Annotated in this window: 7 protein-coding genes; all 7 read right to left on the bottom strand. The window is 64.2% G+C overall.

Going from position 1 to position 8288, the window contains the following annotated elements; genetic code table 11:
• On the bottom strand, positions 1 to 1051 hold a 1051-nt coding region (locus ABLA28_RS09250; RefSeq protein WP_347713422.1), incomplete at its 3' end, for a hypothetical protein.
• Positions 1048 to 2082: a low-specificity L-threonine aldolase gene (gene ltaE / locus ABLA28_RS09245; protein WP_347713421.1), complete on the bottom strand. Its 1035-nt coding sequence runs from the start codon at positions 2080 to 2082 to the stop codon at positions 1048 to 1050. The genes ABLA28_RS09250 and ltaE, both read right to left, overlap by 4 nt.
• Before the next feature lie 124 nt (positions 2083 to 2206).
• Entirely contained in the window at positions 2207 to 3037 is an 831-nt protein-coding gene (locus tag ABLA28_RS09240; RefSeq protein WP_347713420.1) for a PHP domain-containing protein, read from the bottom strand.
• Positions 3038 to 3040: 3 nt separating this feature from the next.
• Positions 3041 to 3583, bottom strand: coding sequence for a chemotaxis protein CheW (locus tag ABLA28_RS09235; protein ID WP_299301659.1), 543 nt, complete (start codon positions 3581 to 3583; stop codon positions 3041 to 3043).
• 198 nt (positions 3584 to 3781) lie between these two features.
• A complete protein-coding gene (locus ABLA28_RS09230) occupies positions 3782 to 6037 on the bottom strand; it encodes a cation-translocating P-type ATPase (protein WP_347713419.1) in 2256 nt (751 codons plus the stop codon).
• 363 nt (positions 6038 to 6400) lie between these two features.
• Positions 6401 to 7147, bottom strand: coding sequence for an ABC transporter ATP-binding protein (locus tag ABLA28_RS09225; protein WP_347713418.1), 747 nt, complete (start codon positions 7145 to 7147; stop codon positions 6401 to 6403).
• A 44-nt stretch (positions 7148 to 7191) separates the two neighbouring features.
• A complete protein-coding gene (locus ABLA28_RS09220) occupies positions 7192 to 8220 on the bottom strand; it encodes an iron ABC transporter permease (protein WP_347713417.1) in 1029 nt (342 codons plus the stop codon).
• Positions 8221 to 8288: the final 68 nt, after the last annotated feature.

The raw sequence follows: 8288 nt of genomic DNA, 5'->3' as shown, positions 1-8288 counted from the left end.
GATGTAGCTCCGTCTCGTGGGCTCGGAGATGTGTATAAGAGACAGGCGTGGGGGCGGGCAGCACGCGGATATCCGCCGGGGACTCGAAGAAGAAGTCCAGCACGATGCGCCGCGGGGCATCCAGGGCCAGGCGCTCCACACGCAGGCTGTTGGACGAGAAGACCAGCGACGCCCCGGACGGTCCCCGTTTCAGATCCGCGGAGATGTTGCCGTAGGGGGATGGAAGCCCCTCCAGAAATTCCGAGGCGCTGGAGAAGAGGGCCCGAACGTTGCCCTTCTCGACCTGAATCTGCGGCTCGGCCCCATCGCTGCAATCGATCACGGCCCGTATCCGCTCGCGCGACGTGCTCCATCGAAGGGCCCGGATCTCCCCTCTATTTCCGGAAGCCTCCGGTTTCGCATCGGGCTTGTCCCTTGCGGGGCTCTCCCCCAAGGACTTCTCCCCCGCCGGAATCGGGATCGTCGCGTCCTCCGCCCTTTCCGCCCCCTTGGCTTCCTTTCTTCCCGCCTGCGGGGCCCCTTCCCCCGCGGATTCCGAAGGAGAGGGAACGGAGGCATCCGCCGCGGGAAGCGCTTCCGAGCCGGCCGGCTCGGAGGGAGGGGCGTCCGCCTCCACCTCGAAACGCAGGCGGTTTCCCGCCCCCGTCCCGGTCGCCCGCTGAAAGAGCGACAGGACGGACGGAATGTCCAGCCACCAGCGTCCATCCCGTTCGAAGGCCGCCCCATAGAGCGGGATGAGATAGAGGTCCCTCCATGCGGCCACGGCGTTCAGGACGATACGGAACCGCATGTCGCCGCGGACGAGGAGCAGCTCCTCCCCCGACAGCGACGCCTGGAACCCCAGGAGCGCTCCCGTGTCCGTCAGGGAGACCCAGGGCTCATTGTTGGAGCCGTTCGTCGTCGGGACCGAGCCCAGGGCGTTTCCGCCCCGATAGAGCGTCGCGCTGCCCCAGGCCGGCCCCGAGAGCATCAGACAGACCGCCAGGACGAATCCCAGAAGCCCCAGGGACGAAAAGCATTTTCCCGATCGGAAGAGGGCCAGGTCTCTCATGCTGATCGGGCTGCCCTCGCGATGACCGAGGCGGCCTCGAGGGCAGCCTCGGCACTCACGTCCAGGTGGGTAACCAGGCGGAATGTGTCCGGCGCGGACTTGTTGAAAACGACCCTCTCCCTGCGGCAGAACTCGAGAATCCTGTCGGCGGAGGGCACGTCCTTTGCCCTGAAGTAGACCATATTGGTCGGGCGCGACGCCATAAAGACGTCCAGGCCGGCATCCGCAAGGATCGAAGCGATCTTCCGGGCGTTCTCGTGGTCCTCCGCCAGGCGTTCGATGTTGTGCCGCAGCGCATAAAGGCCGGCGGCCGCGACGATCCCAGCCTGGCGCAGCCCTCCTCCGAGGCGCTTGCGCCAGAAGCGCGCACGCTCGACGAAGGCGCGCGAGGCGCAAACCAGGCTTCCCATGGGGGCGCCCAGCCCCTTGGAGAGACAGATCTGAACGCTGTCGGCATCGCGCACCAGGTCGGCGGGCGTCACCCCCAGCGCTACCGCCGCGTTGAAGAGGCGGGCTCCGTCGATATGGACATCGAGCCCCCGGTCGTGGGCCCATGCCGCGCGTTCGGAGATCTCCTGAGGCGTCGAGGCGTGCCCTCCCCGCCGGTTGTTGGTGTTCTCGAGGCAGACCAGCCGGGCCCGGACGAAATGGACGTTATCCGCAGGCTTCAGGACGGCCTCCATCTCCGGTATCCCGGGAAGCCCCGAGGGATCGTCGGCCGGGAGCGGCATGATCCCGCCCAGGCAGGCCATACCTCCTCCCTCGAAGTTGAGGATATGGGTCTCCCGCCCGAGGATGACCCCTTCGCCACGACCGCAGTGCGTCAGAAGCGAGACCAGGTTGCCCTGTGTGCCGGACGTGACGTAGAGGGCCGCCTCCTTGCCCAGGAGCCCGGCGGCCTCCTCCTCGAGACGCAGCACCGTCGGATCGTCGCCGTAGACGTCGTCGCCGACCTCCGCCTCCGCCATCGCCCTCCGCATCGCCGCGCAGGGCTTCGTCACCGTATCGCTCCGCAGATCTATGGGAAACAACGAACACGCACCTCCAGGCCATCTTGCCAGATTTCGCCTTACTTACCTTATTTCATCTCCAAATCGTTTGCAGACAAAGCGGGCCAAAACAACGCACCATACGAGCGACTTGAAATTGGAGTCCCTAAAGCCCGCCGCAGAAACGGGCCCACGGCAAGAGATCATCCCTCACCAGGCACCCCGATATCTTGGCCGGGTGCCCTGGACGCCCATGAAAGTCCGTTCCCGCAGTCGTGTAGAGCCCGCGCTTTCCGGACTCGTTCAGGCAGCGCCATGTCTGGGCCGAATCCGCGCCCTGAAACCAGCACTCCACCCCCCAGAGCCCCATCTCCTTCAATCGGTCCAGGAGGGGCTCGAAGTCCCCGGGGTTGGTCAGGGAGCTCAGGGGATGGGCCCAGACCGGCAGCCCCCCCGCCTCACGGATGACACGGATGGCCTCCTCCGTGGGCAGGAGGGAGCGCGATACGTAGGCGGAGCCGCCCTGGCCGATATAGCGCGAGAACGCATCCCGAACCGAGGGGGCATACCCCCTCTCCCAAAGCGCCTGCGCGATATGGGGCCGCCCCACGATGCCCCTCGCGTGCGCCTCGACGTCCCCCATCGAGATCGAGATCCCAAGCCCGCGAAGGCGCTCGCAGATCTCCCAGTTCCTCTCCCGGCGCGCACTCCGGTACTGCGCCAGGACCTCGCCGAGCTCCGGGGAATCGAGATCGAAGCGATAACCCAGGATATGCAGTTCCCCCTCCGGTGAGGTGGACGAGAGCTCGATCCCCGGGACGCCCCGGATACCGAATCGGCGGCAGCCCGAGAGAAACGGCACGACACCGTCGACGGTGTCGTGGTCCGTCAGGGAAGCGACGGCGACCTTGTGTTTATGTAGCAGACACGCCAGTTCCGACGGGGCAAAGGCTCCGTCGGAACATGTGCTGTGAATATGCAGATTGATCCGGATCAACCGCTATTCCTTTCCGGCTTCCTCCTGGAGGATCTGGTCCAGCTCGAAGAGGGACGAAACATCCAGCAGAAGGATAAGACGGCCGTCGGCGGGCTTGGCGACCCACAGGACGTAGCGTTTGTCCATTGCGGAGGAGAGCTTCGAGGCCGTCTCCAGCTGGGAGTCGTAAATCGTGCGAACCTCGCGGACCGAGTTCACGATGATCCCGAACATGACGTCGCTGACAGAGAGCACGACGATGCGGGCCTCCTCGGTCAGTGGCGTGGAGGGCATCCCGATCTTGAGCTGCATGTCGAAGACCGGCACGATCGTCCCCCTGAGGTTGATGACGCCCCTGATGTATCCCGGCGCATTGGGGACGCGGGTGATGAAGGGCGGGACCCGCACGATCTCGCGGACGATGTTGACGTCCACCCCAAAATCCTCGTTTCCCAGAGCGAATACGAGATTGATGTGTTCCTGTCCCAGCGACTCGACGTCAATATCCTTACCGATAGACTGCTGCGGGACATCGACGACGCCCGCATTATTCAACTGCGCCGACAATTTTCGCTCGCCTCCTTCACGGACCGACCGATCGTTCGGCCCGGCGGCCCGATTCGACCAACCGTTTTCCGTCCCCCAATAAGGGACGCATCGATTTATTATAGCCTATTCCCACGGATCCGTCGCAGTCCACCGGCCCCTCAACGTTAAAAAGCGCCGATTCAATCCAGAAAAACACCCCGGTTGGTTTTTCAAGGACTAGGCGCCCTCCCCGTCCTCCCTCCCGAAATGCCCCGCGATGCGCATGGAGCTCAGGATGACGGAGATGGAGCTGGCGGCCATGGCGCTCTCCGCAACGATCGGGTTCAGCAGCGAGAGCATCGCCAGGGGCACGGCCACGACGTTGTAGGCGAAGGCCCAGAACAGGTTCTGCCGAATGACCTCGAAGATGCGCCGGGAGAGCGATATCGCGTCGGCCACCCGGGACACGCCGCCCTTTACGATCACGATGTCCGCGTTCTCCACGGCCAGGTCGCTGCCCGCCCCCATGGCCACGCCGATGTCCGCGCCCTTCAGGGCCGCGGCATCGTTGATCCCGTCGCCGGCCATCATAACCTTGCGCCCCCGGGCCTGCCAGTCCCGCACGAGGGTCAGCTTGTCGTCCGGCCGCAGGGCGGCGCGGTAATCGTCGACCCCGATCCGGGCCGCGACGCTCCGCGCCGTGCGCTCGTTGTCCCCCGTCGCCATGACGACCTCGACCCCCATCTCGCGGAGCCGCCGCACCGCCTCCGGGGTGTCCTCCCGAATGGGGTCCTCCACGGCGATGAAACCCAGCACCTCGTCGCCCGAGCGCATCTCGACGACCGTCCGGCCAAGGTCGAGCTGCGCCCCATAGACGTCCGGGTCGACAGGACGCCCGATGAAGAACTCCCGCCCCCCGACCGTCGCGCGCACCCCCTCGCCCGCGGTCTCCGCCACCTCCGAGACTTCGGCGTCGCCCGCAGCCGCCGCGGCGATGGCCTTGGCCAGGGGATGGGTCGACGATCTCTCGATGGAGGCCGCGGCGTTCAGCAGCTCCGGCGTCAGGTTCGTCTCCACGACCTTCGGAGCGCCCTCCGTCAGGGTCCCCGTCTTGTCCAGGATCGCGGCGCCCAGCTCACGGGCCGTCTGTACGGCCTCGGCGTTTCGGATCAGCAGTCCGCGCTTCGAGGCCGCACCCGTCCCCGCGACAAGCGCCATGGGAATGGCGAGCCCGAGCGCGCAGGGGCAGGCGATCACCAGCGTGGAGATAAAGGCGTTCAGCGCTTTTGCGGGGCTGGCCGTCCCCAGGAAGGCGAGGGGCAGGGGCGACGTCCCGTATATCCGATACAGGACCCACCAGAACGCGCCCGACAGCACGGCCAGCAGGAATACGACGGGGACGAAACGGTTCGTCACCCGGTCCGCAAAGGCCTGGATGGGGATTTTCGCCCCCTGGGCCTCGCGAATCAACGAGGCCATGCGCGAGAGGAAGCTGTCCTCCCCCACCGATGTGGCCCGAACGCGCAGGGCGCCCGTCAGGTTCAGGGAACCTCCCGTCACCGCATCCCCCACGCCGCGGGACACGGGGATGGACTCCCCCGTCAGCATGGACTCGTCGATCGACGTCGTGCCCCGGACGATCTCCCCGTCCACGGCGATGCGCTCGCCCGGCAGGACGACCACGACGTTTCCCGACTTCACCGCTTCGATCGGGACCTCGACCGTCCTACCCCCCTCCTCCTTTCCGCCGCCCTCCTTTCCGATATCCTCATCGGAGAGCAGCAGCCGCGCCGTGGGCACGGAGAGGGACAGAAGCGCCCGCACCTGTTTCGACGCCCGGTCCCGGAGCCGGGACTCGATGTAGCGTCCCGTGAGGTGCAGGGCCACGATCATCGTCGATATGGCGCCGAACGAGGGGAAGGCCGGGTCGGCCCAGGAGACGAACACCGTGCCCCAGGCGGAAAGCGCACCCAACGCGACCAGCACGTCCATGTTGGCGTGCCGATGCGAGAGGGCGATCCACGCGCTCCGGAGAATACGGCGCCCGATCCCGAAGAGGACGAAGGCCCCGCACACCGCCTCGATGAACGGCATGGCCTGCATGACGCGCTCCATGGCTCCGGCGTGCGCCCACGCCCCGCCGTACATGTGCAGCACCATCAGGACCATGAGCGGAACGACGACGGCCCAGGAAAAGATCACCCCGCGCCGCGCCGCACGATACCGCTCCTCCTCCCGCCCCTCGCCGGGCGGGCTTCCGATGTCGTAGCCCGCCTCGCGCACCGCCCGCTCCAGGACCTCCCGCGGCACCGGGCGCTCCAGCACCACGAAGGCGCTGTCCGTCGCCAGGTTCACCGCCGCAAACGACACTCCATCGACCTTCGACAGCTCCCGCTCCACCATCTTGGCACAGGTCGCGCAGGTCATCCCGGCAACGTAGAGGCTGACCTTCTCCTCAGTAAAGCCGTTTTCGATCTTCCCGTGTTCCGTCATGTCTCACTCGCCCCTCCGGGGTACGCCCGAATCTGCGGCCGACGCATCCCCATCATGTTTTATTCAACGAACCTTACCGCAATTTACGGCCCCCCGCAAGGGCATAAGCCGACAGCGTTATCGAGGGATTGCCCTCCGGCCGTAATTTGTCGACGGATAAGGTCCGTTGGGGAGCGACGATTCTCCGCTCTCTATTCGTTGCTGGGGTGTCGGTTTTGTGCGTTTATGGATGTTCATTTTGGGCGGCTCCTTCCCGGGCGCTTTTCTCCTGCAACCTTACCCGGTTTATAAACAGCCCCGGAATATCCTACAGTCTCTCGATGAGGTTGCCTCACGAAGGGAAAGACACCTGCGGGCCCGGATTCATTCTCTCTCGAGATGGACAAGCGGTATGCATGTCTTCAACCGTGTTCCGTCGTCTCCTTCGACCGAGGCAAAACGTATCCGTACGCCATAGGCCTCCATCAGAGCCCTCTCCGTCAAAACATCCTGAGGCTTTCCTACCAGGACGGGCTTGTCCCTCCGCAACAGAACGGCCTTATCCGCACAGATCAGTGCCTGGTCCGGCGAATGCGTGATCATCAGGACGCCGATCCGATTCGAGGAGAGCCGAACGATTTGTTGCAACACCCGGACCTGATTGCCGAAATCCAGGTTGGAGGTGGGTTCGTCCATCATCATTATCCGGGGACGTTGCGCCATGGCGCGCGCAATGAGCACCAATCGCTGCTCTCCGCCACTGATCTGCGTGAAGAGTTTATTCTGGAGGGAGTCCAGAGACAGCCAGCGGATCACCTCGGCACAGATGGCATGGTCTTCCCGGGAAGGGGATGAGAAGTTTTTGACGAATGAAGCCCGCCCCATGAGGATCATGTCGTATACGGTGTAGGGAAAAGGCTGCCCCTGAGTTTGAGGGACGTAGGCGATGTGACTGGCGAGCTCTCGCCGCGAAAATCGGTCCAGGTCGACCCCATCCAGAGTGACTCTGCCCGAAATGATCGGCAGGAATCCCTGCATTGTCCGAAAAAGAGTGCTCTTGCCGATGCCGTTAGGTCCCAGAAGGCAGACGATCTCCCCCGGCTCCACGGAAAAGCAGACATCTTTCAGCAAGACATGGCCTCGATGACCGCAGGAGAGATGCTCCACGGACAGCATTACGTCCCTACCCTTCTCTGTCGGTAAATCAGTCCGATGAAGAATGGGGCGCCAATCAGCGCGGTCAGAATGCCGATGGGAATTTCCATGGCCATCAGGCTGCGAGCGGCGTCGTCCACCAGGAGAAGATAGGTCCCCCCCAAGAGGAGCGTCGCCGGAAGCTGTACCCGGCTGTCGGGCCCCACGAGCATCCGGGACACGTGAGGGACGATGAGCCCGACCCATCCAATTGTGCCGCTGACCGCGACGACGGAAGAGGTCATCAGGGTGGCACACACGATGATCGTTCGGCGCAGCGCCGTCACGTTCACGCCTATCGAAAGCGCCTGCTCGTCGGACAACGAAAGCAGATTGATCTTCCATCGCAAAAGAAACAGGGGAATTGCTCCGACAAGGGAGGGAATCAGGAACAGGGGCAGGGCACGCCATGTCATGGAGGCAAGGGAGCCCATCAGCCAGAAGGTGATGGCAGGCAATTTGCTGTAGGGGTCCGCCGTGTATTTGATCAGGGAGACGAGAGCCTGGAACAGCGCGTGCATGACCATGCCGGTGAGGACCAGGGTCAGCGTTGTATTGCGCCGCAAGCCCATAACGGAGCTGACGGCGCAGGTGAACGATACGGCCAGGAGCCCGAAGCCGAAACTCAGCACCTGTATCGCGATACCCGCACAGTTGAGGGTCAGCCCCAAAGCCGCTCCGAAGCCGGCCCCCGCCGTTGCCCCCAGGATATCCGGAGAGACCATCGGGTTTTTCAGGGTTGACTGATACACGCTGCCCGAGAGTGCGAGGACGGCGCCGACCCCGAAGGCCCCGATGACTCGAGGCAGCCGAATGTTGAAAAACACCTTGCGCACATTGCCTGCGATCCCAGACGGCGTGCCGAAAAGGGACTCCAGCAGCAAGGACGCCGCCTGTTCCGGAGTTATGGAGTACCGCCCGATGAAAAACGACAAAAATAACGCCCCCGCCATCAAAAAGCAGAGCGTCAGGAGAACGGTTCCATAGCGGCGGTTCGCTTTCTTCTGCATCCGGGCCCCTCCCCCCCAATCCGCAGGCAAAAAAGAGCACCCCGCAGGAACTGTTAGAGAGAACAGTG

Source organism: uncultured Fretibacterium sp. (assembly GCF_963544685.1).
Classification (GTDB): Bacteria; Synergistota; Synergistia; order Synergistales; family Aminobacteriaceae; genus CAJPSE01.
The sequence above is the reverse complement of the archived record's forward strand: the minus strand, read 5'-3'. Positions and strand labels throughout refer to the sequence as shown.